Origin of the sequence: Spirosoma sp. KUDC1026, assembly GCF_013375035.1 — a bacterium.
In the GTDB taxonomy this organism is placed as follows: Bacteria; Bacteroidota; Bacteroidia; order Cytophagales; family Spirosomataceae; genus Spirosoma.
This window is the reverse complement of record NZ_CP056032.1, coordinates 363,947-390,480: the sequence shown is the minus strand read 5'-3', so window position 1 is coordinate 390,480 and position 26,534 is coordinate 363,947. Positions and strand designations below refer to the sequence as shown.

The following is a 26,534-nucleotide window of genomic DNA, read 5'->3' as shown; positions in this document are numbered from 1 at the left end:
AACGAGTTAGTTAAGTCGATGCTGGTAACTGGCCGGCACAGAAAAGGGAAATCCTGGATTAGTATCGCTCAGCTCAACCCGATTATGTCTGATTTGGATATCGGTTTGACTGGCCTGATCCGTCGCTTTCGGCTTATAGGTCAGGGTAATCAGATTAGTGAAAGGAAAAAGAACAGTCGCCAGTGCAGTAAACTGTTCGTAGGTAACCTGAAGCGTATTCTGGGTAGGCTGATCGGTAAGCCGCACTTGGGTCAGCTTCTGATTGGGTTTACTGATATAATTCTCAACCAGCACCGGCCCGGCCTGCTGGCGGCTTAAAATCGTCGTTTCTGAGGACGAAGCAACCGTAGCGGCTTGCTGGGGATACGGCAGGTTACCCAGCAAGATCGACTGCAGGAGCGCAAAATTGATCCTAAAATTGAACTGCCGGCTCAGGGTAGGAAAATCAAACGCCACGGTTTCCTTGTGAAGTTTATCCAGCACGATGATAGAATCAGGCGTAATTAGCGTTCGAACGGCTTCGATACCGAGTTTACTGACCGACAGCCAGATTAGGCTATCTTTCCGGGCACGAATGGTAAGATTAGCATTGTCCAGTTCCTGTTTAGGCCCCTTGAACGATAATTTGGACCGGGTAGTCAAGTACCGAAAGTCGACCTCGGCCACGGCTGGTCGGGCTGCGTTTGGCTGCGATGCAGCGTTAGAGGCCGTCTTTGCTGTTGTATCAATTGGCGTGGGATTGACCGCAACTGTCTGGCTAGTAGAGTCAATCTTTGGCATAACACCAAAATTTCTGGAGTCTGTGGCTGGTTGTCGGCGACAGGCATTTCCCAGCAGCAGAAGACTGCATAGCCCAGCAATGCCAATAAACTTATTCATTGAGTTTTCCCGTTGAGATTTTTTTGTCGAGCGCAGGTGTGGCGTTACCTTTCGTCTTAGCTAACTTCCATTGCTCTAGTGCCTTATCGTGTTGACCAAGCTGATATAGCACATCGCCGTAGTGCTCGATGATTGTACCGCTGACTGAGGCTGGATTACTCATGGCTTTCTCCAGGTACTGGCGGGCTTTAGCGTAGTCTTTTGATACGTACAGTACCCAGGCGTAGGTATCCAGATACGTTGCATTGGTAGGGTGCCGCTCCGCTAGCTTCTGCGCCAGTTGCTGCGCCCGGGGCAGATTTGCCTTCCGTAGCGATAAGAAATAACTGTAGTTGTTCAGCACGTAATCATTGATGGGGTCGAGCTTGAGCACGGCTTCATAGGCTTCGTCTGATTTGGTATAATCGCCCATACCATTATAGGCATCGCCCAGTTGCGCGTCGATGCCGCGTTTCAGTGCTTCGTCGTTGCTGGCTGCCAGGAGTTTTTTGCTTTCTTCCAGCGCGTCGACGGCCGCCTGGTAGTTTCGCTTATACAAATTCGCCGATCCGTTCGAGTACCAGAAAACGCCCTGAGTCGGGAACATCTCCAGCGCCTGCTGCGAATGAGCCAGCAAACTATCGGCCTGGTTAAGCTCATTATCCAGTTGCAGCAACGCGCCCCAGACTTCATACGTCGAGCCGTCCAACCGGGCTGCCCGGGCGTAGGCATCGCGTGCTTCGGCTTTTTTGCCTTGCTGAGCCAGCAGATCGGCCATCATCACCTGCGATTTGGGATCATTTGGATTGGTTTGGGCCAGTGTCTGTGCCATACCCAGCGCATCTTTCTGCGCCGTTGGATTCTGCTCCGTCATACCTACGTAGCTGGACAGAATCCGCGCTTTCAGACCGGCTTCCAGGTTTGGGTTCGCCAGCACCTGGTTCAGTTCTTTGCTGACGCGGGCCATATCTCCTTTTTTTCGGTAGATATCCGCCAGCAGTACATGGGCCTGGGGTGAATCCGGGTTTAGTTTGAGCGCCCGGTCAATCCAGCTTAGCGCCTGATCTGTCCGGTCGTTCGCAATCAGCAGTTCGGCCCCTTCCAGCAGGTAGTCTGGCTCGCCCGGTTCCGAGGCCACCAGACGTTCGGCTTCTTCAACCGCTTTATCAACTTTGTTTAACTTCAAGTAGATGCGCTGCTTTTGCCGAATAATTTCTTCGTTCAGGCCCAGTTCGCGTTCTACCGTGTTATACGCTGTCAGTGCCTTCTCTGGTTTGTCATCAAACAGATAAATGGCGGCCAGTTCAACCCCATATTCCGCGTTTTCCGAACCTTGCTTCAGCAGTTTTTCGTACAGTTCTTCGGCCTCTCCGTATCGCTTCTGTTTCACGTATAATTCACCGAGAAGCAGCGCGTAAAACTTATTACCAGAATCCAGCGAATAGGCTTTGGTGGCGTGTTGGAGTGCTTCGGCTGGCTTACCGCTTTTTATATACGCATTAGCAAGCGAATAATGAGCAGCTGCGTTATTTGGGGTCTTTTTCAGCACATTCTGAAACTGGCTGATCGCACGAGCCGGTTCTTCTGTCATCAGAAAGCGCATGCCATCCGCAAACTGTGTTTCAATAGCGAGTCTGTCGGCGGTGGTTGAGGCAATGCTGGCCAGGGACGTATCGGCCGACAAACCCCGATCGCGTTTTCGCTGCGCCAGCGCCGGGGTATGGATAAGCCAAAGCAACAGACTTAATCCGCCGATCCACGTAGTCAGCTGACGGCCGGGAAAAAACTGGTATAACGTGTTCATACTGGTCAGCATGTCAAGTGCGTATGAAAGAAAAACGTGCAGGAAACCGTTCTATTGCCGCTTTGGTGGAAGCATACCCTTCTACAAAGTTAGTTTAAATTCCCGCACGTAGCGGAGTGCCCACAAAACGCCTGCCAGCTCCCCGTTGAGTCTAACAGTTTTGGGATTCTGTTGGTTGTGATAGCAGGCGTTCTGGAACTAACACAAGTACTGAACGGCCAATGCAACTAAATATACTCAACAATGGAAACCCTGTATACTGCCACTGTCAGCAACGTCGGTGGTCGCGATGGTGATGTTAAATCGCTGGATGGCATTCTGGAAATGGATATCAAACGTCCGTTGGAAATGCACGGCGAAGGTGGAGCCGCTAACCCAGAAATGCTGTTTGCTGCGGCCTATAGTTCCTGTTATAATGGAGCGCTGATGGCCGTTGCCAAACGTCGGGAAATTATTCTACCGGAACATGCCGTCGAGGTAAGTATCTCGTTAAATCAGGATGGTAACAATATGTTCTTGTCGGGGAAAATTGTCGTTAAGGCTCCCGGCATGAACCATGAGCAATTACAGCAGCTAGCCGACACGGCTCATGCCGTCTGCCCTTACTCGAAAGCTGTCAAGGGCAATATGGATATGAAAGTGCAGGTGTTGGTCTAGGATTAAAGAGTGAAAGACAGAAAGAGTAAGCCATCCAGCCATTCGCTCTTTCTGTCTTTCGCCCTCTCGCTCTTTATGCAGCTACGTCGTAAATCTGAACCCGCTCCCACAGGTGCGAGCACTCGGCCACAAACTCCTGATGAACCGGGTGTACCTGATACGTATCATGAGCGGCTTTATCCGCAAAAACGAGGATCAGCGACAAGTCATACGTATGGTCGATGACCGGACGACGAGTTTCGGCTGGCCCACCGATATAAACCGTCGTTATCTCCTGAACGCCTTTCAGCGAGTTGAGCCCTGCTTTCAGCGCGTCGCGGTCTTCCTGATTCTCGGGGTGTTTCAGCCAGAAATAAACAGAGTGAACAAACATAATTTCGTCGGTAAGTTAGAACGGGCAAATTACGGTCTCCGCTCTTACTTTACCCGCTTCTGTTACGAAAACTTCTCCAACTGCTTTACCAGAACGCCGAAATCCTTTGGATAAGGAGCCACAAACGTTTGCTCCTCACCGTTCATCTGGGTAAACGTCAGAGAATAAGCGTGCAGCGCCACACGCTGAATCAGCGGTAATTCTTCGGTTCCCTGTTTCAAGTTGAACTTGCGCTTAACTTCCGATAAGTATACTGGCTCTCCGCCATATGTAGCGTCGAACACAATAGGGGCTTTGAGGCACATCAGGTGTACCCGGATCTGGTGCATCCGACCCGTAATGGGCAGGCACTCCACCAATGTTGTTGTCCGGTATGCCTGTAACGTATTGAAAATTGTTTCGGCAACTTTACCCTTCTCCCGATCGATGCGTACCGCCGTACCGTCCTTGATGGGTGAGATCGGCAAAAAGACCGAAACACCGTCAAAATCATGGACGCCATTCGTGACGGCATGGTATCGTTTGGTTACCTCCCGATGCTCGAACTGCATGGCCAGATGGCGATAGGCTTCGGGGTGTTTGGCTATGGCTAGCATACCCGACGTCTCTTTGTCCAGACGGTGCCCGAGTTGAGCATCCGGACAATACTCTTTAGCCATCCGCAAAATGCTCTGCGTCCGGTCGGTGGTCCGTTCGTCCAGCGAAGCCACGTAGGGCGGCTTATTGATGAGGATGTAGTCATCGTTTTCAGCAACGATGAGGTCTTCAAAATTTAACTTCATGACGCAGAGAAATAGAACACAAAAAGCCTCTTCTGGGCGGAAGAGGCTCAACGATGTATGTGTTGTTGATTACAGCGACAGCGTACCGCGGTCGTATGCTTTGCGCAATGTTGCTTCCAGACCGTTCTTATTGATGGTCTTGATTGCTGAGGTAGCTACCTTTAACGTAACCCATTCGCCGGTTGATTCGACGAAAAACCGCTTCTTCTGCAGGTTGGGGTAGAACTTACGTTTCGTTTTATTATTAGCGTGCGATACATTGTTACCAACCCGCGTGCGTTTTCCTGTGATTTGACAAACTCTGGCCATTACCGTACTCGTTTTCCGTATGAGGGCGCAAAATTGGCTAATTAATTCATAATCTGCAACTACTCGCTCTCTTTTTTATATCCAAATGGGCAATGCCGGCACCCGTTTTTGCAGCAATAGCCCCGTTTCTTGTGATAAATCGCTGTAAAGACCAGAAAACCATCAGGAGTCATATAATAGTCTTCGTCCGTCAGGGCAGGAGTGGACTGAGCGCTTCTGAGTGCAACAAGTGGGCTTTTGGGCATGTGTAGGAGAAATCGTATTTTTGAAAAGCAGCATTTGTGGCCGCAACGTATTGGTTGCTAAAGGTACAAGTTTTGCTGACGATTCATTTTGTTACTCAATTCTGGATAAGCTTATGGAAACACTGACATCAATCACGACGCCTACCCAGGCGATGGATCTGGAGTGGGAATACGGCGCTCACAACTACCACCCGATTCCGGTCGTTCTGACGCGGGGAGAAGGGGTGTTTCTCTGGGATGTTGAGGGAAAACGCTATTTTGACTTTCTGTCGGCGTACAGCGCCGTGAGTCAGGGCCATTGTCACCCCCGAATTATTAACGCTATGACAGAACAGGCCCAGCGGCTGACGCTAACTTCCCGGGCTTTCTACAACGACAAAACTGGCCTTTGTGAGCAGTATCTGTGCGAATACTTTGGCTATGATAAAGCGCTCCTGATGAATTCCGGCGCGGAAGGTGGAGAAACGGCCCTGAAACTAACCCGGAAATGGGCTTACTTAGTAAAAGGTATTCCGCAGAATGAAGCTAAGGTGGTGTTCGCGGCTGGTAATTTCTGGGGACGTACGCTCGCGGCAATTTCGTCGTCCACTGATCCAAGCAGCACGAACGATTTTGGTCCGCTGCTACCAGGATATATCGTAATCCCTTACAACGATCTGGCGGCTCTGGAAGAGACTTTTGCCAAAGATCCTAACATTGCCGGTTTCATGGTCGAGCCCATTCAGGGTGAAGCGGGTGTTGTCGTACCGGATGAAGGATACATACAGGGTGTTCGTGACCTGTGTTCGCGGTATAACGTCCTGTTTATTGCGGATGAAGTACAGACGGGCATTGGCCGGACGGGCAAGCAGCTGGCCTGTGACTACGAGAACGTAAAACCTGATCTGCTGGTCCTGGGCAAAGCACTCTCGGGCGGTACGTTACCTGTCTCAGCCGTGTTAACATCGGACGAGGTGATGCTGACCATTAAACCGGGCGAACACGGAAGTACATATGGGGGGAATCCATTGGCCTGCGCTGTCACGATGGAAGCGCTGCAGGTTGTGCAGGACGAAAAGCTGGCCGATAATGCCATGGCGATAGGAGAAGTTTTCCGGGCTCGGATGCGGGCCATCAGCCAGAAAACGGATCTGGTTAAACTGGTACGTGGGCGCGGTCTGCTTAATGCGATTGTCATTACCGAACGTCCTGAACTGGGTGAGCAGACGGCCTGGGAAATCTGCCTTAAATTAATGAAAAATGGCTTGTTGACGAAGCCGACACATGGCGATAAAATTCGGTTTGCTCCCCCGCTCGTTATTACTGAGGAGCAGATGCATGAAGCTTGCGACATTATTGAAAAAACGTTGCTGGCATTCTGAAAAAGCGAAAGGGCTCCCTGATTACCAGGGAGCCCTTTCGCTTTTTATTTTACACGAACAGAAACCTGTGTCTGATCATCTTCGCCATTATCGAATCCATTACCCGGTGTCGAGTCCGGATCCGAAACAGAAGCTGCACTGATTTGCGCTTTTGTCGTCCAGTCCCCCGACCTAACGGCCCGTGCCCGGAACGATACGCTGCTGGTAGCACCAGCAGCAATGTTATTCAGCGTAGTTGTTAGTGAACGTCCGCTAACTGACCAGCCAGCTGCATCCGCTACCTCAAGTCCGTTCGGAAGTTCATACTGTACCGTAGCAGAACCAGCTGCGGCTCCGCCGGCATTGTTAATGTACAATGTACAGGTAATCGTTTCTCCCGATACAATTGTACGTTTACTTAAAGCCATTCGCAGGCTAAGGTCTGCTTTGTTCGGATCGGCTGTAGGCTGGTTGCTGGCAACTGCCGGTAGTGGTCGTTGGTTCGGGTTGGGGGACGAATAAACAGATTCGTCATTTCCGAGAACCCGTAAGTCGATCGTTGCGGTATCATCTTCTCCGTCACCCGTACCAGAATTAGGGGTACTATCGGGGTCGGGCGAAGTCGTTGACGTTATTTGAACGGCTGTTTGATAGGAGCCTCCGGCCGTGGCCTTGACCCGGACGACTGCAGTTGCCTGGGAACGGGGAAGAATTTGCTGAATATCGCCACTCAAAACATTGTCGTTTAATGCCTGGCCATTGCTGTTTATAAATTGAAGATTGGCCGGCAGGCGACAATTCCAACGGGTCTGTCCAGCCGTTGTATCGCTGTTATTACGAATCTTGATCTGAAGGGTAACGGCTTCATCAATCCTAACGGTTCGCTTATCAGCTTCCAGCGTTAAACTTAAATCGACTGCCGAACGAACAGGCTCACTCTTCATCAACACTACTGATGAGAAGGGTTTCAGAACAAACTGATTATTATAAGCCTGATTTTTAGCATCTCGGTAAAAGCCGTTAATAGTAACTAGGCTATCCTTTGCCGTTGGGTTGTAGGCAAATTTTATATAATCATCCGGATTATTACGTACAACTGCATCTTCCTGAAGACGTACGTTATCAATCCAGAAACGAGGGCCATCTTCAAACATCTCAAAAATCACGATAGTGCTGCCTTCGGTATCCGACGAGGTATACGGAAGTTCATAGCTTTTACGCACTGGATCGAAGGTTAAGGCATAGCGTCTGTCAAATTCTTTTCCAAAGTCTCCCTTTCGAATATATACATAGACGAGCTGAGGTGCCGACGCCACGGCGTCAAAGCGCAATAGATACGTTTTTCCCTGCGTTACTGCTCCAAAGTTTTTGTACGCCAGCATAAATGATGCATGCCCCTGTCCCGTTGGGGTAGTAAAGCCCACCCGCAGGCTTCCACCATCCAGTTTGTTTGTATTATCCCAGGAAGCTTCCGCATTGTTAAAGGCACTAAACGTGGTCCAGCCCGCATTATCATTGGTAAACGTATCATTAAGACGAGTAGTACCACCATAACCATTACTCTGGTATTGGCTGTACGTGACTGGACTCGCTGTAGAATGTACATCATGACCTGAAAATGCCGTCCAGTCGGGAAGCGAAAAGTTGTTGCCTATTCCGTAGTTTTTTATGCCTCTGATCATCGACAGCTGATCGAAGGGACGAGCATAATAATTACTATCAATAACGCCAAACTGGGGTAAGTCATCAATATGAGATTCATACTGACCCGCTAATTGATCTGTAGTTTTACTAAAGAAAATATTTTTCTTGATTGTATTTTCCCGAAAAAGACATTGCCCTGCATTGTGGTACATAACAAATTGAGCACTGCCATTATTGAATACCGTATTACCAGTTGCTGTGATTCTACTGGTTGCGTGTAAATAAATACCCCACTGGTGGTTTTTGAAAACAGTGTTATTTCGAATTTCAACGTTTTCGATACAGTCATCCAAGAAAATACCATTCGCTCCTGAGTAACCATTTCGAAAAGACCCTTCTGGGGCCCCAATGCCGTTGAATATAATGTTTGACAACATTTTAATATTAGTCATCGAGTTTTTGGGTCCATTCCAAGCGTAAATAGCACCGCCGTCACTCTTTGTCATGCAGTAATTAGAAATGACATTTTGTTGAATGGTTGTATTATTCCAGAAGGTCAATCCATTATAACCAACGCTGTCAATGATGTTATTTTCGATAAGCACATTTTGATTTGCGGCTGACTGTAATCCGTTATACTGACCATCACCACTTTTACCTCGTCCCGGTACAATACCAACATGTCGTAAAGTGTTTCCTCGGAATGTTACATTTTGATAGGGTGCAATTGAAACACCGTTGTTGTTGACATCGATGATCCGACAGTTCTCAATAAGAATATTACTGCCTCCTCCTGAAAAGATAATTCCGTCTTCTCCCGAATCAATAATGTCCAGGCCCGTCAAAGTAATGTTAGAAACATTGTTGGCGTAAAAGCTGATATTTAATGATTGGGTTAGATGCAGGTTCAGAAACTTAATATTAGATACGGAATTTAGCTCGACTCCGCGGCTATTTACTGTGGCAGCAATAGACAGAGAATTCGGGTCGCCCTGGGCCATGTACAATCGAACGGTTTTATCATTTTGATTATAGTACCACTCGCCGTTTTGATCGAGAGTAGCGGGATGGCTTTGAAAAAAGAACCCCCAACCGTCACCTGGCTCATAGTTAGAGTAGTTGAACAGGTTTAAAGCGTCTCCATACTGCTGATCAACAATAGCCCGGTCGATAATCCACTGGGTCGGTCGCATAACAACCTCGCCACCCTTCCAGTCAATATTTGCAGGCAGCGGTTCTTGGCTGAAGATCTGATATTTCTGAGTGTGAGCCCGGATCGTTAAGTATCCTTTGTTGGGTGTATCGGCATTTGGGTAACGACCCAATGGTAAACTAACTTCATCCCGATAAACACCGGTTACCTGACTCCCGCACGATTGACAGGAGGACTGCCATATGTTTCCTCCAAGATTTGTCCAGCCCGTTAGTGGTTGCGATCCTGATAAAATTGGTTTTGCTCCGGTACCAAAGGTGGCAAGTACGATAGGACGCTCCTGTGAACCAGATTGGCGGACGAAAAGCGTTCCCCTAAACGTATCTCCCCGACGAAACAGAACAGAATCGCCTGCTTGCAACGATAAATTATTAACCCGGTCTATACTTTTAAATGCATTGGCGACCGATCTACCATCATTTTGGTCGTTTCCTGCCGCAGATACATAATACGTACTTTGTCCCATTGCCGGGGAGATTATCAAAAAGAAAAGCAGCAACAAGCTATAGGTAACTAGAGATTTTAGCATAACAATACAGAAGGGCAGCTAAACGGATAAAAAGGATTTGTTAGACATAATGCGATAGAGTCACATTAAATGCATAAGAAATGACAAAGATAAACTTTTATCTCTTTGAAACATGCTAAAATTTATTGAATTAACAATGAGTTATAGGTGAGCTTCTGTGACGTTAAATAAATTTATGATAAAACGACAGAGTCGAAAAGAGTAAATCTATAGTTTTAATCACTGTATCATAACTAGATAATACACCGACTGGATTGACATGTATAAATGTTGTAAAGATATTTTTATATTATCTAGTACGTAAAATATTTATTAGCTGTGAAGTAGTATACATTGTGTCTGCAGTATTTTAATACATAAAAAACGGTTATGGAAAGCTTTCTGACTATTGTAAAAAGAAATATAAAAAATCAGTCTAAGTTTGTTGCAAAATGTCTAGGTGTTGAATTGTTGAGTTGGAATGAAACAAAAAATATATTAAAAATATATTCAGTTAAACGCGAAGAAGAAAAAGAATATGTTTTGCCAGAAATATATGATATTGTAGATAATACTAAGCTAATTTTTCCAGAAAAAAGGATTACTACTCCAGAAACATACGCGTGGAAATGTGATACAAAAGAATCAAATGCTATTCTTTTAAAGAATGGTAGTATAATGATTGGTAAGTCAATTTTAGATACTGATTTTGGTAATTTGATTGCCTTAAAAGATAAGCTAAAGACAGACAAGCGAAACGTAATACGTACGAATTTACTGATTGCTCCCTGGAGCCATTATTGGTCTGGATATTACGATTACATCTATTTCGTCATAACCAAATTGATACGCTTGAAAGCGGTGATGTCTGAGTCAGAGTGGAATAGAGCCGTAATTGCCTATCCACTAATGCATAGTACTTTTGAAAAGGAACTGCTAGCGTTACTTGATATTAGTCCTGAGCAGATTGTAGATAGTAGAACCACCAAGGTCTCAGCTGAGACCTGCTTGTTAGGAAATAATGGTAGCTGGTTTTACCCTAGTAGTACAGATATACTTTCACTAAAAAGAGCTTTCCAAAACAAATTCCAACCCGGAACAAGTACCGACAAACGAATTTATATCAGTCGTGCAGGAAGAAGGAAAATTAATAACGAACCTTCCCTAATCAAAATACTAGAGAAATACAATTTCACTATTATTGAAGATAAAGCGCGCACTATTGCTGAGCAGGCAGAGATCTACTATAATGCTGCGGTAATCATTGGGCCTCACGGAGCTTCGTTTGCTAACATAATCTGGTGCAAACCAGGGGCTCATCTAATCGAATTATTTCCTGTTAATTATATGCCTGAATACTTCAGGTATTTGGCCCACGTGCTTGGTCTGAATTATTCTGCCTATTGTTTTCATTCTGTTTTGAAACATGGATTAGTCGACCATACGTATGTCAATGACAACGTTGATGTCAATGTAGAGGATATTGATCGCTTTTTGTCGTCATTACTGAAAAGTAGTCAAGGACTATATTGATAGGAAGGCTTTTGGTACAGTCGACTCCTCAACCGTTCTCTTTACGAACGGTTGAGGAGTCGACTGTAATAGTCAGAAGTCAACAGACAGTTCGGAGATAGGCTACCTATATACTCGTGCGCGTATATATATAAGTATGCTAATTTGTGCGGGTACATTTTTGGATTATACCCTGAAAATAGCCGTTGTCTTTTTCAGTTATAAAAATTGATTTTACTTATAATCTATTTAACGGCTACAAAGAATGATCATATTAGAACTTTATAAAGTTTTAATGTTTTTTATCAAAATAGTCATATATGATATCGTTTTAGTCAAAAATCCTTGTTCACTTATACTATAATTAACTATAAATATAATTATTTTAGGCAAAAATTATCACATTTGGTAGATAGATTCACTAAGACAATGTTGTACCATTCCGTAAGCCTATTTTGTTAAGGCTGATTGATTGCGTAAATTTCAATCAGGAATTCAGAATAGCGGTTGGATAAAACGTAGTACAGCTTATTGTACTTATGCTATATCAACTGACCGACGTAATAAAGATTTATTAATGGACAAAACAGTATCCACGTTAAAGAATTGACTCAACAAGGCCTTAGATCATACGCCAAGTTTGTATTGACTGATACAACGGCTTCGCACGAAACACCTAAATAACATCCTTCTATAAATTGCTTTAATCATGAGTAGTGGCAATTCGCCTGTCAATTCATATGTCCCTTACCAAGTTGTGAGTAATAATGGCTCTGAACAACGGGCGATTATCTTAAAATACCTGCGTAAGTGGCCCTGGTTTGTGGTTTCGATCAGCATAATGCTGATTGCTGCTTACGTAGTACTTCTGTTTCAGCAGCCCATATATAAAGTAGAAGCAAAGGTCCTGTTTGACGATAAAAAGGACAACGACGTTAAGTCGGTCTTACAGGAGAACCAACCTGTTGCCCCTAAAAAAGTAATTGAGAACGAAGTAGAAATTCTGCGCTCGGGATCATTAATGACCACCGTTGTCGAGAAGCTGCATCTTGAACACAGTTATTTTAAAAAGACAAAGTACGGCAATCGGGCAATCTACAAAGATTCGCCAGTTCAGCTGATTGTTGAGCAGGGTAATGACGCTTTGTACAAAAAGCCGCTTCAACTGACTTTTCCTTCTAACGAAACCGTACAAATTAATGGGGCTAATTATCCGCTAAATCAAACGGTTCAAACTCCATATGGCCGTTTGCAGGTTCGTGCGCTCACTGCGGTTCTGGATACGCTTCCTGGAATACAAATTCAGGCAGGGCAGGTTGCTGGCGTGGCAAAAGGGCTGGCTAATAAGATGAAGGTAGAGCCAACCAGTAAGTTGTCGTCTGTAATTGTGCTGACTCTGGAGGATGCAGTTGCTGAACGCGGGGAAGATATTCTCAATACGCTAATCAAAGAGTACAACACTGCAGCCATTGTTGATAAAAACAAATCGGCTGCCAATACGCTCGATTTTCTGGATAACCGACTGCGGATGGTAACCGGTGAACTGGCTTCTGTCGAACGAAATGTAGAAAGCTATAAGGCAAATCAGGGAATAACCGATTTAAGTGCTCAGGCTCAGACCTTTCTGCAGACAGCTAAAGAGAATGACAGCCAGCTAAACCAGGTTAATATTCAACTGGCCGCTCTGAACGATTTACAGCAATACATTAATAGTCAGTCCTCTAATAGAGGAGGCACTCCTGCCACTGTTGGTTTGAGCGATCCTGTGCTGTTGAGTCTGATCGCAAAAATGTCGCAACTGGAATTACAGCGTAATGATCTGTCCCGAACCGTATCGGATGAGAACCCAACGTTGCAGTCGCTGGATACCCAGATCAAGACAACTAAGAAAAACATTATTGAGAATGTTCAGACAATGAAGACCATGCTGAACCGATCGAAGGAAGGTTATGTGGCAAAGAACACAGACCTAGAGAGTCAGATTCGGTCTATTCCGCAGCAGGAACGGTCTTTAATGAACATCACCCGTGAACAGTCGATAAAAACAAGCCTCTACAACTTGCTGCTTCAGAAAAGAGAAGAAACGGCAATGGCTTTTGCTGCTGCTGTTTCAGATAGCCGTACGATTAGCCCGGCAGAAAGCTCCGATACGCCCGTAAAACCTGTTAAGCCGCTATTTTTCATGCTCTTCGGATTGGTAGGACTACTTCTTCCTTTAGGCGTTGTGGCTGGTAAAGATCTGTTCAATAACCGTATTATGCGCCGTCAGGACGTTGAAGCAAATACGGCTGTTCCTATCCTGGGTGAACTCTCCAAAGAGCGTCAGAACAAGGCTCTGGTGATTACCGAAAAGAACCGCTCCATGATTGCCGAACAAATTCGGACAATTCGAACTAATCTGCAGTTTTTACGAGATGATCCGTCTGCTAATCAGGTGATTATGTTTACGTCAAGTATTAGCGGAGAAGGGAAATCGTTTATTTCGATGAACCTCGGTGCCAGTTTGGCGTTAGTTAATAAGATGACCGTTATTATCGATATGGATTTACGGATTCCTAAGCTGCACCAGCTTATTAATATCGATAACACACCTGGAGTTTCTAACTACATTCTGGGAGAGGCATCACTGGATGAAGTAATACAACCGGTGCCCGGCTATAAGAATTACTTTATCATTCCTAGCGGAACGGCGTCACAGAATCCATCCGAATTGCTGAATGACCCGCGTCTTGAGCAAATGATAGCGGAACTGAAAGAACGTTTTCAGTCTATTATTATCGACACTCCTCCGGTTGGTCTTGTTTCAGATGCTCAAGTTATTGCTCCATTAGCAGATACTACTCTTTATGTGGTTCGGCATTCTGTAACGCCAAAAAGCTATCTCAAAATGATTGATATGCTTTATCGGGAAAACCGGTTCAACCGACTCAACCTAGTTCTAAATACGGTTGAAGGGGAAGGCGGCTACTACTACGGCAACGGTAACAAAAAGAACAAGTACTACGCTCAAGCCGATAAACGAAACTGGCTACCGGCGTATCAGTCTGTCCGATCCATTCTTAAACAGTAACAGTTATGGTAACTTTTACCGATTTCAACCCGGTTCCAATAACCCAGCAGGGAAGTGGGAAACCAGTTTTTGAAGTAAGCAATAACGTTACACAGCCGATTACCAATCGTGTTATGAAACGGATTTTTGATGTTTTAGTGGCTTCGTTTATAACAGTTGCTATACTTATCTGGCTTATTCCGCTTCTTGGGTTTCTAATCCGTATGAGCTCGCCAGGGCCTATCATCTTCATGCAAACCAGAACCGGACGTAATGGGAAACCATTTCTCTGCTTCAAGTTTCGGACCATGAAATATGAAAAAGGAGCCGTTTTCAGCCAGGCTAAATTAAAGGATAGTCGGGTGACCAAAATTGGTGAATTCCTCCGTAGAACTAATCTGGACGAAATGCCTCAGTTTGTTAACGTATTACTGGGAGACATGAGTTTGGTCGGACCACGTCCGCACCCCCTGCTACTGGATGAACAATATTGGAATGAGATTGATGGTTACTCCCACCGGTACTACGTGCGTCCGGGTATTACTGGCTTAGCACAGGTACGTGGAGCGCGGGGAGAAACCAGCAAAGCGCACCAGATGCAGCATCGCGTTCGGTATGATCAACTTTATATCCGTCGTCAATCACCGTGGCTGGATATCAAAATCTGTTGGTGGACAATTAAGTCAATGTTAACAGGAAAAACCAAAGGTTGGTAGGTGCATACTGATGAGTGAAACGGATAATTTAGTACAAGAAGTAAATAAGGTTTCAGAGCCGGACTTATCGAAGTCGGTCCTGAAACGTTTCATGATCAATGTTGCGTCGCTGTTCAGTGTGCAGGTAGCTAATTTCCTGATACCCCTGTTAACAGTGCCTTATATTGTTCGAATTATTGGGCCAGAAAGACTTGGTCTTCTGAATTTTTCTCAGGCGTACATCGCTTATTTTACCCTACTTATCAACTATGGGTTCGAGATGTCAGCAGTGCGTAACATTGCTGGCAAACGGGACGACAAAGCGCAGACGGATCGAATCTTTAGTGAAGTTCTGGCGGGAAAATTCCTTCTGTGGCTGGTATCCACAGTATTGTTCGTAGCTGTCACGCTGGCAGTTCCTGATTTTAAAGCACACCTCTGGCTGCACATCTGTACATATATTACCTGTATTGGGACGGTGCTCGCCCCATTCTGGATTTATCAGGCAATGGAAGATCTGGGGCGGGTAGCTATTTTTAATCTAGCCGTAAAAATAATTTTCTCTGCTTCGGTACTGTTGCTAATCCGTCAACCAGAAGATTATATCTACCAAAACCTGATGATCAGCGTATCGCAGGTGCTGGTAAACCTGGCTGCTCTATGGGTAGCTGTAAAGCGCTTCAAATTAACATTTACTTGGCCAACGCAGCAGCAGTTATTGGGACGTTTTAAAGAAGATAGTACCCTGTTCTTCTCGTCGATCATGATCACGCTTTACGCGAGCTCCGCTCCGTTCTTTCTGGGGATTTTTAGTACGCCGTACGACGTTGGTATATTTTCGGCCGGTACCCGACTCGAAGGAATTGCACGATCATTTGTGGCGCTTGCGCTGAATCAGGCTTTCTTCCCTGTTGTCGCTAGTGCATTCGGGAAAGGGCGTGAACAGGGGTTACGCGTTGTTCAAACCGCATTTATGCCTTTAATCCTGTTAATGGTAGCTATCTCTGTGACTCTGTGGTTAATAGCCCCTATATTTATTACTCTGTTTTACGGAGACAAGTTTACCGATGCTATTACCGTATTACGTATTGTTTCATTATTGCCAATAATAATAAGTGCCAGTAACTTGTTGGGCCTGCATACAATGCTGAACTTACGAATGGATCAGCCTTTCTTTATCATTACGGCTATCGGCTCAGTTATTGGTCTGATTCTCAATGTAGTAATGATCAATAAGATTGGGTACATCGGTGCGGCCTGGGCCTGGGTACTTGCCGAATTGTATATTGTACTGACAATGTACGGGTACCTGAGATATAAAAAAGTACCTGTTCTATCGGTGAGCAGCTTACGTGAAACACTGGCATTAGGTAAGGGGCAGTTAAGGTCTTTTTTAGCAAAGTAACATGGAGAGTATAGTTGCTATTGTTGTCACCTATAATCGGCTTAATGACCTTCAAAAATGTCTTGACAGCCTGCGTAACCAGTCGCGCCCACTGGACGCAATAATTGTTGTGAATAATGGAAGTGATGATGGGACGACAGAATGGCTGGCAACGCAAAAAGCACTTCGGGTAGTAACGCAGCCCAATCTGGGAGGAGCCGGTGGTTTTGCCACGGGCATTGATACTGCTTACAAAGCAAATTTTACCTGGCTCTGGTGCATGGATGATGACTGTATAGCCGATCCTGATGCACTGGCTAATCTGGTTAATTCGCCGAATTTAGGGCCGTGTATCAAAAACGCTATGTCGGTTAGCAACCGGGATAAAACAGAGCTTGCCTTCTATGTGGATCGCCCTAGCAGAAACTACCGTAAGGTGGTCGACATGACTCAGTTTGATTTGATTTATGGCGTCGCTTCATTTTTCAACGGTACGTTAGTGCATCGGGAGGTAGTGGAGCGAATTGGTATACCAGATAAAAAATTATTCATCTGGGGTGATGAAGTAGAATATATGACCCGGGCCGAGAAAATGGGCTATCCTGTTGTAACCGTTCCCAAGAGCGTTTTCTATCATCCACCTTCCTTCGACCGTAATGGTATTCCCTGGCCGGGTGCCTGGAAACAATATTACGCCGTTCGCAACCAGCGGAGAGTGTTTCAAAACATTCACGGTGATAAGTACGGAATGGCAGTTTTCATGCGCTGGGCTACCGCCGAGACTGTCGGCCAGATTGTAGCCAAACGCAAAAATCGAATGTATAACTTTCTGATTTTTGCCGAAGCTGCTTTAGATAGTCTTTTTAATAATTTTGGCAAGCGCCCCAACTCAATACTTACCGTACGTCTATATCGCTTATTGAACAAATAAGAGACAAACGGGACTGCATATGAACGTTCTGATTGTTACTTTTCTGGTAGCGCATTCTCCATCTGGGGTCGTTACGTACTATCAGACGCTGGCAAAAGATCTCAAAAGGAAAGGCGTAAACGTGCGGGTGATTGAATCGACGCACACACCTTTCTTCTGGAACAAATCGCTGAATTTACTGAAGCGTATTGCGAATCCGCTGGGAATCAAAAGCCGGATTTTTTACGAGGAGGCCTCTTACTTTATTCGGCTCTATTTCGCCGTTCGAAAAATTCGGAAAGAAAACTTCTCCGTTATTCATGCGCAGGACGTTCGGTCTGGTGTGGCAGCCTACCTTGCTCTTGGAAAAAAAGTACCAATCGTACTAACCTGCCATTTTAACGATGATCCGGTAACGGAGTATATGTCCGCTCATTCGTTAAGTCCATCCTTTGTTGGCCGGATAACAGAGTGGTATACATGGTTATTCTCGTACGTAAATTCGTATGTATTTGTATCTAATTACGCGTACGAAAAATCCAAGCATCTGCTGCCCGCTGGTATTCACAAAATGATCCAGTTCAATACCGTTCAGGTACCTGAATTACCAGCCAGAGAACCGCGTGCGGAGACCGATAAATTCCTGATCAGCAATGTTGGCTACGTAGATGAACGTAAAAATCAGGAATTGCTTATTCGCGCCGGTCAGGAATTACGTAAAAAAGGGGTTACCAATTTTGCGATCTGGCTCATTGGTGACGGGCCTAAACGGAAGGAATACGAGCAACTAGTAAAGGACCTTGGTCTTACAAACCACGTTCAATTTCATGGACGACAACCAGCGCCGTGGAAGCTGGTTTCGCAAACCGATTTGTACATTCATACGGCTTTAAATGATAATTGCCCTTACTCAATTATTGAGGCATTTGCGGTGAAAACGCCGGTTCTGGCGCTTCCCGTTGGTGGCGTACCTGAATTACTACCTGACGAACGAAGCAAGTTACGTAGTGCTGAGGCCGAGCAGGTGGCAGAGCAAATCGTTGCCCATCTGGACGCCGGTGTGCGAAAGGAGTTAGCCGAAAGTCAGGCCGTGTTTGCCAGTCAGCACTTTGATCACGAACTGGCCCTTGATAAACTGATTGATTTTTACCGAAAAGCAATAACACAGTGATGAACGTTCTCTGGCTGGCCGCTGCCCCTCATCCAGGTAAATCTGGTCACCCAACCCCCTGGATGACATCACTGGCTAATAGCCTTGTAGAAACAGGCAATGTTTCTATTACAGTCGTGAGTTATAATCACGCCCTCGAAAAGGACGAGGAATTAACGAAAGATGGTGTAAAGTACATTTATCTGAGTGTACCCGATGACAAGTGGGACTTGTTGACTGGTTATACCCGGCGGATCCGGCGGGTACGTGATTATGTGGCTCAAATTGCCGATCAGTACGATCTGATGCACATCCATGGTATTGAGCAGCAGTACCATGTTATGGGACTAGGTACCAAAATACCAAAAGTGGTATCTGCGCAGGGCTTTGTAACCGAGTATGCAAAACACCTCCCTAAAAAAATAGAGTATAAGCACGTTTCCTGGGCAGTAGCTGGTTATTACGAAAAAAAATACGCTAAAGCAGTTCGACATTACATCTGCCGGACGCATTGGGATAAAGCTGTAATCCGGCAGCTGAACCCCAAAGCCGTGATTCACCATAATTGGGAACTGATTCGTCCCGAATTTTACAACCCGATCAATCTGCCTGCTGATACGTCAAACAGCGCCATGCTCTTCGTAGGCGGGATCAATACAATGAAGGGAATCCGGGAGGCTCTATGCGCCCTCAATGAACTACGTAACGACCTGCCGCTTCGGCTTATCGTAACTGGCTATGGCACCAAAGAAGGCTTATTGGAACTGGCGGGTACATTAGGCCTTGAAAATATAACCGACGAGAGCGTAGAACATCGGGGAATGCTAACGGCTCCTCAATTATGGGAAGCCTATCATGAGGCTTTCTGTTTGCTGCACCCATCTTACATCGACAACAGCCCAAACAGCGTATGCGAAGCTCAGTTAGCTGGCCTGCCTGTTATCGCTACAAATGTTGGAGGAGTTGCTTCACTGGTAGAAGACGAAGAAACAGGATTATTAACTTCGCTGGAAATCAACGATATTGTATCGGCAGTTCAGAAACTTTGGGGGGATATGGACCTTCGCCGGAAGCTAATCGGAGAAGCCCGGACTGTTTCGCTCGAGCGGTTTAATGCAAGACATATTATTGAGCATACGCAGGAAATTTACCGCGAAGTAATCGCTAATCCATAGCTAGGCGTAAGTTCCCGATTTAGATACGATTATGTCAGTATGAAGGCAATCTCTTATAAAATTATCTTATTCGTGTTGCTCTTTGGCTCCTGCGCACTCGCATATGGAGGAAACCAGGGGAGCCCGATTCTATCGGCTGTAACAAATTTATTATGCCTGGCCGCGGCTGTACTGGTAATGGCGTTTTATTTAAACTATCCATTATCCTACAAAATAATTGCGTGGCTGATCACGGCAGGAGTCATCTTCCTGATAGCGGAATCATTGTATAGCTACAATCAGTACGTGTATTCGTTTTTCGTGATTAAGCGCTTCTCGTGTCTTGGTCTGGCTATGCTTACGTATTACGTAATGACTCAGCTTGGCCCAGTCAAACTAGGGCATATCGTTGCAATAATTTTTGGTTTTTTCTTCATCAATCAAATTCTGATGGGGCAAATTTTTAGCTACGCTTTAACAAACGATACCCGTACTACTGCAGCTGCCGAGGCTTTTTATCTAGTCTTTCCCTTTCTATTCTTTCTGGTCCGCTATATCACCGAGCACCGAAAGATGGATGTAATCTATACGCTGTTTGTACTGGGGTTGATTTTCTTCTTGCTGCACCGGTCTGTCATCTCGACGGCTGGCGTTGCTGGAGTTCTGGTAGTTGGCCTGGCAATAATTGGAAAGGTAGAAGGCAGCCGGCTAAAAATAAAAAGTACGGCGGCTATGTTATTCGTTCTCGGGATTTTGACATTACCCTTGTTAGGAACCCTCTCACCCAAACGGACTGAAGCTTTTCTTGATACTATCGGGGGAATCTTCTCGCCCTCGGAGGATGAAACAGGCAGCTGGCGGCTGGAACAGTCAACCTATTATATGACTAATTTCCTTGAGCGCCCTTTGCTTGGATGGCGGTATGACGGCTACGACAAGGGTGAGATTATGGAGAACGAAGACTTCCCGGAAAAAGGAACCATCATTCACTCCCAGTACGTCGACATGCTTTACAACTATGGAGTTGCGGGCATGGGGCTTAATCTCCTGATTATTTTCTGCACCATGTACTACATATACGTTCGCAATCCAAAGCTATCACTGGAGCAAACGGTTATGTTCTCCTTCATTGCCAGTGGCCTGTTATACGGTATTTCTTATCAGTTGTCTCCCTACTACTGGAGTTTTGTTGGACTCGGTATGTACTACGGCGGGTATAAAGCGCCGAAAGAAGAAACCGATGACCAAACGACCCGACAGGAGGCTACGCCAACTGTCATTCAACCGACTTATTATGATACACATAGTCATTCCCGTTCATAATCGAAAAGAACTAACCCGCCAGTGTCTGGCTTGCCTGGCCGAACAAACATACCGGAATTTTTCCGCGATTGTGGTTGATGATGGTTCGACCGACGGAACCGCGGAAATGATTAAACGAGAGTTTCCCGAAACGATTATCCTGACCGGAGACGGTAACTTATGGTGGACCGAAGCGACGAACTGGGGCGTGCGTTATGCACAGAAAAATCCTGTGGCCGGGGAGGCTAATTTCGTTTTGACGCTTAACGATGACACGATCATTAAGCCGGATTATCTGGCGAATATGCTAAGTGCGTATGAGCGGCACAAGCCTTGTCTGATTGGTTCGGTTAGCGTAGACGTTGACAATCCAGACAAGCTGGAGTTTGCAGGCAATACGTTCGACCCGTATTTCGCAGGTGGTAAGGCGCTGGTTGGTAAATTCAGCCACAGCTACAAAGAGTTAGTACGACAAAAGGAATACGTTTCATCAGACGCTCTGCCAGGTCGGGGGACGCTGATCCCAATGGACGTTTTTGATAAAGTTGGTCTGTACGATACAGAGCACTTCGCTCACTATATGTCTGACTTTGAATTTTCGGTCCGGGCCAAAAAAGCGGGCTATGAATTAATCGTTGATACGAAGTGTCTGGTTTATGAATTCACTCGTGATACCGGGATTTTTCTGAATCAGAAAGTAAGCTGGAATGATTTTATAAAAAGCTTTACCTCGATTAAATCACCAACAAACCTCAAGGTCAGATACCACTTCGCGATAACCCACTCAAAGACAAAGATCGTTTACTTTTTATTTGACGTATCCCGCATTTGCGCTGGATTTCTGCGTCGGAAACTGAGACCAATGTAAGCCGTTAATTATGAAGAAAGTTCTATTATCTGCATACGCTTGTCAACCAAACGCAGGGTCTGAAGAAGGAAACGGCTGGTTTTTTGCAAAATTACTTGCCCTGGAAGGCATTGAGGTGCATTGCATTACTCAGCAGAAATTCAAAGTCGATATTGACGCGGTAATAAGCCAAGGAGGCTACTCAAATACTACGTTTCATTACGTTGATACGCCTGCCTGGCTGAATAAGGCGTACCGATATCTGGTTGGTATGTATAGCCATTACATATACTGGCAGTGGGAAGCCGCTAAACGGGCGATAGAACTGGATCAGAAATACAATTTTGATCTGGTTCACCATATCACCTATAGCAGCGTTCAACTGGGCAGCTTTATGTATAAAGTGGGAAAGCCATTCATTTTTGGACCAGTAGGGGGGGGGCAGGAGGCTCCGGCCGCAATGAAGCGCTACTTCGGCAAATACTGGATTCGGGAGCGGATGCGGAGCTGGACCAGTACGATGCTTCGGTACGTGAATCCCGGCTATTATAATACCTTAAAAAAAGCCGATTTGGTAATTGTGTCCAATAAGGACACTTATAAACTGGTCAGACAGGTAAGACCAGAAAAAATCATACACCGTATGCAGGATGCTGCCATCGGGCAGAACTTCTTTCCTAAACAGGAAATAAAGCGGGTACCTGGCGAAACGCTTAAATTACTTTGGGTCGGACGTTTGTTGCCCCGTAAGGCACTGGAGTTGACGATTGAGACGTTGAGCAAGGTTGATCCAGCCATCCCAATTAAATTAACTATTGTTGGGGGGCATGGGCATATGGCTGAACTAGTACCCGGTTATATTGAGAAATACGGAGTAGCAGATCGAATCAACTGGGTGGGGCACGTTACGTACGATCAGGTAACACAGTTCTATCGGGAGTCGGACGTATTCTTTTTTACCAGCCTACGCGACTCGGGGCCAATGCAAACGATGGAAGCAATGGCCTATTCACTCCCCATCGTTACGCTGGCGTTACATGGGCAGGATGAACAGGTCAACGAAGATATAGGCATAAAGGCCAACATAACCACACCCGACGATGTGGTTGCTCAACTGGCACGCGCTATTGAGTGGATGTATGAACACCCGCAAGAACGGCTGGAAATGGGACGGGTAGCCTATGCTTACGCCAATTCGCAGGTATGGGAAAAACGGATAAAAACCTACGTCAATGAAATTTATCCAACTCTATTGCCCGAAAAACAGCTAATCGCTTAAGGATATGACGACCAATCAACCTCAGACGTTGTCCAGAAAACGAGTTATTAGTCTTGAACTGACAGTCGATACCTACGAGAACGTACAGGAGGAAATTCTGCATAGAGCCAGAAACGGAATGCACGGCATGATCTGCTTTGCCAATGCACATATGGCTATAGAAGCGCAGCAGAAACCAGCTGTTGCTGAGGCTATGAGTAAAGCCGATTGGATCGTTACAGACGGGGTACCGCTTATCTGGGCAGTTAATAGTCTGTATGGAGTTCAGCAGGAGCGTATCGCAGGCATGGATATGATGCCAAGTCTGTTGGGAAAAGCCGCTACGCAAAATATTCCTGTTTTCCTGTTCGGCTCTACCCCGGATATGCTTGAGCGTTTCGTAACCGTGTGTGAGGAGCGGTTTCCCGGATTGACTATTGCTGGAGTCGTATCTCCTCCTTTCCGGCCAGCAACAGAAGAGGAAGATGAACAGATTGTCCGGCAGATTACGGATTCTGGCGCCCGACTGGTATTTGTGGCGCTGGGCTGCCCAAAACAGGAGCTTTGGATGGCGCGGATGCGGGAACGTATTCCTGCTGTTCTTCTGGGTATTGGGGGCGCGTTACCTCTTCTGGTAGGGGAAACCAAACGAGCTCCGCTCTGGGTACGGCAAATGGGAATGGAGTGGATGTTTCGTCTGATGCAGGAGCCCCAGCGTTTGCTAAAGCGGTATTTAACCACCAATTCGCAATATATCTGGTACCTCAGCCGACAGTTTCTGACGCAGAAAAGAAACGGATAAATTACTGATTTTAAACGGGTCAGTTTCTGACTCAAAAATAGAATTGTCATGAATGCACCTATTGTTTTATTTGGTTTTAAGCGCGCCCGAGAGCTCAGTTTGACGCTGGATGCATTAAAGGCGAACTACTTAGCGCCAGAGACTAATCTATACGTATTTGTCGACGCAGCAAAGAAACCAGAGGATGAGCCTAAAGTGAAAGAGGTGCATAAACTGCTGGACGAACTAACTGGTTTCAAAAGCATTTACCGGGATTATGCAAAATCGAACATTGGCTGTGCTGATTCAATTATTCGGGGGATTTCATACGTATTAGATCGCCATTCGTCTGCCATCATGGTAGAAGACGACCTGATAACGTCGCCCAATTTCCTGGACTATATGAATCAGTGTCTCGATTATTATAAGGATAAGCCAAAGGCATACTCTATTGCTGGGTATACGTTTCCGTTCAAGAAGCCTGAAAGCTATGCCTATGATGCTTATTTCATTCCCCGGCATAGTCCCTGGGGGTGGGCTACCTGGGCAGATCGCTGGAAATCAATAGACTGGAGCGTTGCCGATTTCGATGAGTTTATAAAAGATAAATCGCGCCAGGCTGCATTTATGGAAGGAGGGGCTGATCTGGTCCGTATGCTACGTCGACAAATTGAGGGCGAGATTGATGCCTGGGATATACGATATGGGTATAGCCAGTTTAAAGCGGGCGGCATAACTGTTTATCCAACTGTGTCAAAAGTGCAAAATATTGGTTTTGGGCAGGATGCCACCCACACAGATATTTTCAACCGGTACAAAACAGCGCTGGACGATGGTCAAAAACGTACGTTTGATCTGCCTGACGTTGTTCAAAACACGGAATATTACAAAAGAAAAAATATACAGCAATATAGTTTCGCAACTCGATTCTATAATCGATTAAAAACGTACGCTGGTATGCGCTAAGTACGTTATTACTGTTCACCCATTACGTTGATCCGACATTATCCCTATGAAACAGTCAATTTTTGCTCCGGTAGGGTATGTGATACTTGTTATATCGATAATGATCGGTTGCCGTGAGCCGGATTCCGGACCACAGTTTGATGTACGTACTACAGCGACGGATACACTGACTATCGAACGGGTCAGAAAATTCAGTGATCGCTCGGTTCCCGGTACTATTTTAATCACAGACTCTGGTAAACAGGGAGTTTTTAAAATCGATCCCGCAGACAATTCAAGCGCAGACAATACAGGTACTATATTAGTAACTGCTAACGGAGCCCGGTATAAAAGAGACTATACCGGTTCGGCCAGTACGTTCTGGTTTGATATCACTACGAACGACGCTGATATTGGCCCCAAATTACAGACTGCAGTAGATGCTGTAAGCGATCTGACATTCCCGGACGGTACCTATACGCAGCAGACAGAAGTGCGTATTCACAGTAATCTAAGCATACGGGGAAACCAGGGACGGGTAATAATCAATCTGACGAAGAGTTACGTTTCGCTGGTCAATCCTGTCGATCATAGTAAAGCGCTGGAGAATGTACTGATTGATGGGTTGAGCTGGAACGTAACAGCCACGGGGACGGGTACTTATGGTGTTTTAACGGTCGATGGTCCAACTGTTACTAACTTTACCGTGCAAAACTGCAGTAGTAGTGATGCTGGCGCCAAAGACAGTACTAATTTTCTGACCCTGAAGATTCAGGCTGGCAAGACAGGCAACAATATTCTAGTGCAGAATAACTACGTGCAGGCGAAACGCATGGCTTGTGAGATATTTAATCACGACAACTACGGCGTGTATGCTGGCAAAAATATTACTGTTGCCAATAACAACTTTTATAACAGTTGGTTTGGTATCTCCTTATCTGGTCCTTTAGATGGCTTGATGGTCGACAATAACTACCTGAAAAACTGTTTTCACTACGGTATTGAGATCGCCGGAGCATCGCATAACGTAAAAATCACTAACAACAAGTTTGAAGGAACTTTCGATAAATTTCTGATTGGTAGTAACGACGGTAGTGGGGACAAGAACGGGGGAACAATCGAAGGAGGAATGATAGTTACTAATAACCGCACCGTTGGGACTTGCACGGGGGGCGTTCAGTTTTTCAATGCGGGTGCCGCTACATTCACGAACAATCATTTTACTATGACAGGTCGGTTAACCTTACAGGATAAATCGAACAGTGGTGGTACGTACGCCGATAACGAAATAGAAAGCTCATCTGATATTGCCATTATCTGCGATAAAGCTCCAAACAATACCTTTACAAGGAATGTAATTTCAAATCAGTCGAGCCGTGGCACTACAGCCACTTTTCAGGCGTATGGTACAGGATCGACCGGTATAAAACTTACTGGCAATACGATGAAAAAATCACCTGGTGGTGTTTATTACCAGGCAACGGAAGGCGCTGCTATTCAAGCAAGTCAGAATGTTGATGGTGCTGGTAACCCCATTCCATAGATTGAAAGAATTAATTAGAGTAATAATGAGGAAGTATAGTAAAACAATTCTTTTTTCTGGGTTAATTATACTACTTATAGTAGTTACTATATCGGTGTCGTTATTTTTTAAAGAAAAGTGGCTGTGGCTTGATGAAACGCTGAGTTATATATTATTGTCGGATTCTTCATTTAGCCACATGCAGAAAGCAATAGTAAGTAATCTGGACGCCAATCCGCCATTGTTTTTCTATATATATTGGCCTATTAGTCACCTTGTAAACTTAGATACA

Annotated in this window: 22 protein-coding genes; 15 read left to right on the top strand and 7 right to left on the bottom strand. The window is 45.5% G+C overall.

Going from position 1 to position 26,534, the window contains the following annotated elements; all coding sequences use genetic code 11:
• Positions 1–6 precede the first annotated feature (6 nt).
• Positions 7–879, bottom strand: coding sequence for a DUF4292 domain-containing protein (locus HU175_RS01610; protein WP_176564927.1), 873 nt, complete (start codon positions 877–879; stop codon positions 7–9).
• Complete coding sequence (locus HU175_RS01605; RefSeq protein ID WP_176564926.1) at positions 872–2,662, bottom strand: tetratricopeptide repeat protein; 1,791 nt, start codon at positions 2,660–2,662, stop codon at positions 872–874. The genes HU175_RS01610 and HU175_RS01605 overlap by 8 nt, the downstream gene beginning before the upstream one ends.
• A 243-nt stretch (positions 2,663–2,905) precedes the next feature.
• Between HU175_RS01605 and HU175_RS01600 the strand changes: the two genes are divergently transcribed.
• The gene (locus HU175_RS01600) at positions 2,906–3,319 is read left to right on the top strand and encodes an Ohr family peroxiredoxin (RefSeq protein WP_176564925.1); all 414 of its coding nucleotides are present in this window, start codon (positions 2,906–2,908) and stop codon (positions 3,317–3,319) included.
• Positions 3,320–3,392: 73 nt separating this feature from the next.
• On the opposite strand, the gene HU175_RS01595 is transcribed toward HU175_RS01600, so the two are convergent.
• The 4 genes from HU175_RS01595 to HU175_RS24925 all read right to left on the bottom strand — a co-directional run bounded on the left by HU175_RS01595 (position 3,393) and on the right by HU175_RS24925 (position 4,956).
• A complete protein-coding gene (locus HU175_RS01595; protein ID WP_176564924.1) occupies positions 3,393–3,692 on the bottom strand; it encodes a Dabb family protein in 300 nt (99 codons plus the stop codon).
• Positions 3,693–3,754: 62 nt separating this feature from the next.
• Entirely contained in the window at positions 3,755–4,474 is a 720-nt protein-coding gene (locus HU175_RS01590; RefSeq protein ID WP_176564923.1) for an RluA family pseudouridine synthase, read from the bottom strand.
• A 69-nt stretch (positions 4,475–4,543) separates the two neighbouring features.
• Positions 4,544–4,783 carry a 50S ribosomal protein L28 gene (rpmB, locus tag HU175_RS01585; RefSeq protein ID WP_176564922.1) on the bottom strand — a complete coding sequence of 80 codons (240 nt, stop codon included), beginning with the start codon at positions 4,781–4,783 and terminating at the stop codon, positions 4,544–4,546.
• A gap of 59 nt (positions 4,784–4,842) precedes the next feature.
• Positions 4,843–4,956, bottom strand: a complete 114-nt coding sequence (locus tag HU175_RS24925) for a DUF5522 domain-containing protein (protein ID WP_255433141.1) — start codon at positions 4,954–4,956, stop codon at positions 4,843–4,845.
• Between the two features lie 185 nt (positions 4,957–5,141).
• Between HU175_RS24925 and rocD the strand changes: the two genes are divergently transcribed.
• On the top strand, positions 5,142–6,389 hold the full coding sequence (rocD, locus tag HU175_RS01575) for an ornithine--oxo-acid transaminase (protein ID WP_176564920.1): 1,248 nt from the start codon (positions 5,142–5,144) through the stop codon (positions 6,387–6,389).
• A 44-nt stretch (positions 6,390–6,433) separates the two neighbouring features.
• Here rocD and HU175_RS01570 read toward each other — a convergent pair whose 3' ends face one another.
• Positions 6,434–9,754 (bottom strand): right-handed parallel beta-helix repeat-containing protein, encoded by a 3,321-nt coding sequence (locus HU175_RS01570; protein ID WP_176564919.1) that lies wholly within the window; start codon positions 9,752–9,754, stop codon positions 6,434–6,436.
• Between the two features lie 369 nt (positions 9,755–10,123).
• Between HU175_RS01570 and HU175_RS01565 the strand changes: the two genes are divergently transcribed.
• From HU175_RS01565 to HU175_RS01505, 13 genes are all read left to right on the top strand, one after another.
• Entirely contained in the window at positions 10,124–11,266 is a 1,143-nt protein-coding gene (locus tag HU175_RS01565; RefSeq protein WP_176564918.1) for a glycosyltransferase family 61 protein, read from the top strand.
• 688 nt (positions 11,267–11,954) lie between these two features.
• Entirely contained in the window at positions 11,955–14,315 is a 2,361-nt protein-coding gene (locus tag HU175_RS01560) for a GumC family protein (protein ID WP_176564917.1), read from the top strand.
• Positions 14,316–14,320: 5 nt separating this feature from the next.
• The gene (locus tag HU175_RS01555) at positions 14,321–15,010 is read left to right on the top strand and encodes a sugar transferase (RefSeq protein WP_176564916.1); all 690 of its coding nucleotides are present in this window, start codon (positions 14,321–14,323) and stop codon (positions 15,008–15,010) included.
• A gap of 10 nt (positions 15,011–15,020) precedes the next feature.
• A complete protein-coding gene (locus tag HU175_RS01550; RefSeq protein ID WP_176564915.1) occupies positions 15,021–16,394 on the top strand; it encodes a flippase in 1,374 nt (457 codons plus the stop codon).
• A gap of 1 nt (position 16,395) precedes the next feature.
• The gene (locus HU175_RS01545; RefSeq protein WP_176564914.1) at positions 16,396–17,304 is read left to right on the top strand and encodes a glycosyltransferase family 2 protein; all 909 of its coding nucleotides are present in this window, start codon (positions 16,396–16,398) and stop codon (positions 17,302–17,304) included.
• 19 nt (positions 17,305–17,323) lie between these two features.
• Complete coding sequence (locus tag HU175_RS01540; RefSeq protein WP_176564913.1) at positions 17,324–18,454, top strand: glycosyltransferase family 4 protein; 1,131 nt, start codon at positions 17,324–17,326, stop codon at positions 18,452–18,454.
• Positions 18,454–19,608 carry a glycosyltransferase family 4 protein gene (locus HU175_RS01535; RefSeq protein WP_176564912.1) on the top strand — a complete coding sequence of 385 codons (1,155 nt, stop codon included), beginning with the start codon at positions 18,454–18,456 and terminating at the stop codon, positions 19,606–19,608. Before HU175_RS01540 ends, HU175_RS01535 begins: the two co-directional genes overlap by 1 nt.
• 351 nt (positions 19,609–19,959) lie before the next feature.
• Positions 19,960–20,910 carry an O-antigen ligase family protein gene (locus HU175_RS01530; protein WP_176564911.1) on the top strand — a complete coding sequence of 317 codons (951 nt, stop codon included), beginning with the start codon at positions 19,960–19,962 and terminating at the stop codon, positions 20,908–20,910.
• Positions 20,882–21,757, top strand: a complete 876-nt coding sequence (locus tag HU175_RS01525) for a glycosyltransferase family 2 protein (protein WP_176564910.1) — start codon at positions 20,882–20,884, stop codon at positions 21,755–21,757. The genes HU175_RS01530 and HU175_RS01525 overlap by 29 nt, the downstream gene beginning before the upstream one ends.
• A gap of 10 nt (positions 21,758–21,767) precedes the next feature.
• Positions 21,768–23,015 (top strand): glycosyltransferase family 4 protein, encoded by a 1,248-nt coding sequence (locus HU175_RS01520; RefSeq protein WP_176564909.1) that lies wholly within the window; start codon positions 21,768–21,770, stop codon positions 23,013–23,015.
• A 4-nt stretch (positions 23,016–23,019) separates the two neighbouring features.
• The gene (locus HU175_RS01515) at positions 23,020–23,796 is read left to right on the top strand and encodes a WecB/TagA/CpsF family glycosyltransferase (protein ID WP_176564908.1); all 777 of its coding nucleotides are present in this window, start codon (positions 23,020–23,022) and stop codon (positions 23,794–23,796) included.
• A 48-nt stretch (positions 23,797–23,844) separates the two neighbouring features.
• Positions 23,845–24,741 carry a glycosyltransferase gene (locus tag HU175_RS01510; protein WP_176564907.1) on the top strand — a complete coding sequence of 299 codons (897 nt, stop codon included), beginning with the start codon at positions 23,845–23,847 and terminating at the stop codon, positions 24,739–24,741.
• Positions 24,742–24,787: 46 nt separating this feature from the next.
• Positions 24,788–26,263, top strand: coding sequence for a right-handed parallel beta-helix repeat-containing protein (locus HU175_RS01505; protein WP_176564906.1), 1,476 nt, complete (start codon positions 24,788–24,790; stop codon positions 26,261–26,263).
• Positions 26,264–26,534 lie beyond the last annotated feature (271 nt).

Excerpts from the sequence above, each read along its gene's own strand:
- HU175_RS01610 (WP_176564927.1), bottom strand. The coding sequence starts at position 879 with ATGAATAAGTTTATTGGCATTGCTGGGCTATGCAGTCTTCTGCTGCTG.
- HU175_RS01605 (WP_176564926.1), bottom strand. The coding sequence starts at position 2,662 with ATGAACACGTTATACCAGTTTTTTCCCGGCCGTCAGCTGACTACGTGG.
- HU175_RS01600 (WP_176564925.1), top strand. The coding sequence starts at position 2,906 with ATGGAAACCCTGTATACTGCCACTGTCAGCAACGTCGGTGGTCGCGAT.
- HU175_RS01595 (WP_176564924.1), bottom strand. The coding sequence starts at position 3,692 with ATGTTTGTTCACTCTGTTTATTTCTGGCTGAAACACCCCGAGAATCAG.
- HU175_RS01590 (WP_176564923.1), bottom strand. The coding sequence starts at position 4,474 with ATGAAGTTAAATTTTGAAGACCTCATCGTTGCTGAAAACGATGACTAC.
- rpmB (WP_176564922.1), bottom strand. The coding sequence starts at position 4,783 with ATGGCCAGAGTTTGTCAAATCACAGGAAAACGCACGCGGGTTGGTAAC.
- HU175_RS24925 (WP_255433141.1), bottom strand. The coding sequence starts at position 4,956 with ATGACTCCTGATGGTTTTCTGGTCTTTACAGCGATTTATCACAAGAAA.
- rocD (WP_176564920.1), top strand. The coding sequence starts at position 5,142 with ATGGAAACACTGACATCAATCACGACGCCTACCCAGGCGATGGATCTG.
- HU175_RS01570 (WP_176564919.1), bottom strand. The coding sequence starts at position 9,754 with ATGCTAAAATCTCTAGTTACCTATAGCTTGTTGCTGCTTTTCTTTTTG.
- HU175_RS01565 (WP_176564918.1), top strand. The coding sequence starts at position 10,124 with ATGGAAAGCTTTCTGACTATTGTAAAAAGAAATATAAAAAATCAGTCT.
- HU175_RS01560 (WP_176564917.1), top strand. The coding sequence starts at position 11,955 with ATGAGTAGTGGCAATTCGCCTGTCAATTCATATGTCCCTTACCAAGTT.
- HU175_RS01555 (WP_176564916.1), top strand. The coding sequence starts at position 14,321 with ATGGTAACTTTTACCGATTTCAACCCGGTTCCAATAACCCAGCAGGGA.
- HU175_RS01550 (WP_176564915.1), top strand. The coding sequence starts at position 15,021 with ATGAGTGAAACGGATAATTTAGTACAAGAAGTAAATAAGGTTTCAGAG.
- HU175_RS01545 (WP_176564914.1), top strand. The coding sequence starts at position 16,396 with ATGGAGAGTATAGTTGCTATTGTTGTCACCTATAATCGGCTTAATGAC.
- HU175_RS01540 (WP_176564913.1), top strand. The coding sequence starts at position 17,324 with ATGAACGTTCTGATTGTTACTTTTCTGGTAGCGCATTCTCCATCTGGG.
- HU175_RS01535 (WP_176564912.1), top strand. The coding sequence starts at position 18,454 with ATGAACGTTCTCTGGCTGGCCGCTGCCCCTCATCCAGGTAAATCTGGT.
- HU175_RS01530 (WP_176564911.1), top strand. The coding sequence starts at position 19,960 with ATGACTCAGCTTGGCCCAGTCAAACTAGGGCATATCGTTGCAATAATT.
- HU175_RS01525 (WP_176564910.1), top strand. The coding sequence starts at position 20,882 with ATGATACACATAGTCATTCCCGTTCATAATCGAAAAGAACTAACCCGC.
- HU175_RS01520 (WP_176564909.1), top strand. The coding sequence starts at position 21,768 with ATGAAGAAAGTTCTATTATCTGCATACGCTTGTCAACCAAACGCAGGG.
- HU175_RS01515 (WP_176564908.1), top strand. The coding sequence starts at position 23,020 with ATGACGACCAATCAACCTCAGACGTTGTCCAGAAAACGAGTTATTAGT.
- HU175_RS01510 (WP_176564907.1), top strand. The coding sequence starts at position 23,845 with ATGAATGCACCTATTGTTTTATTTGGTTTTAAGCGCGCCCGAGAGCTC.
- HU175_RS01505 (WP_176564906.1), top strand. The coding sequence starts at position 24,788 with ATGAAACAGTCAATTTTTGCTCCGGTAGGGTATGTGATACTTGTTATA.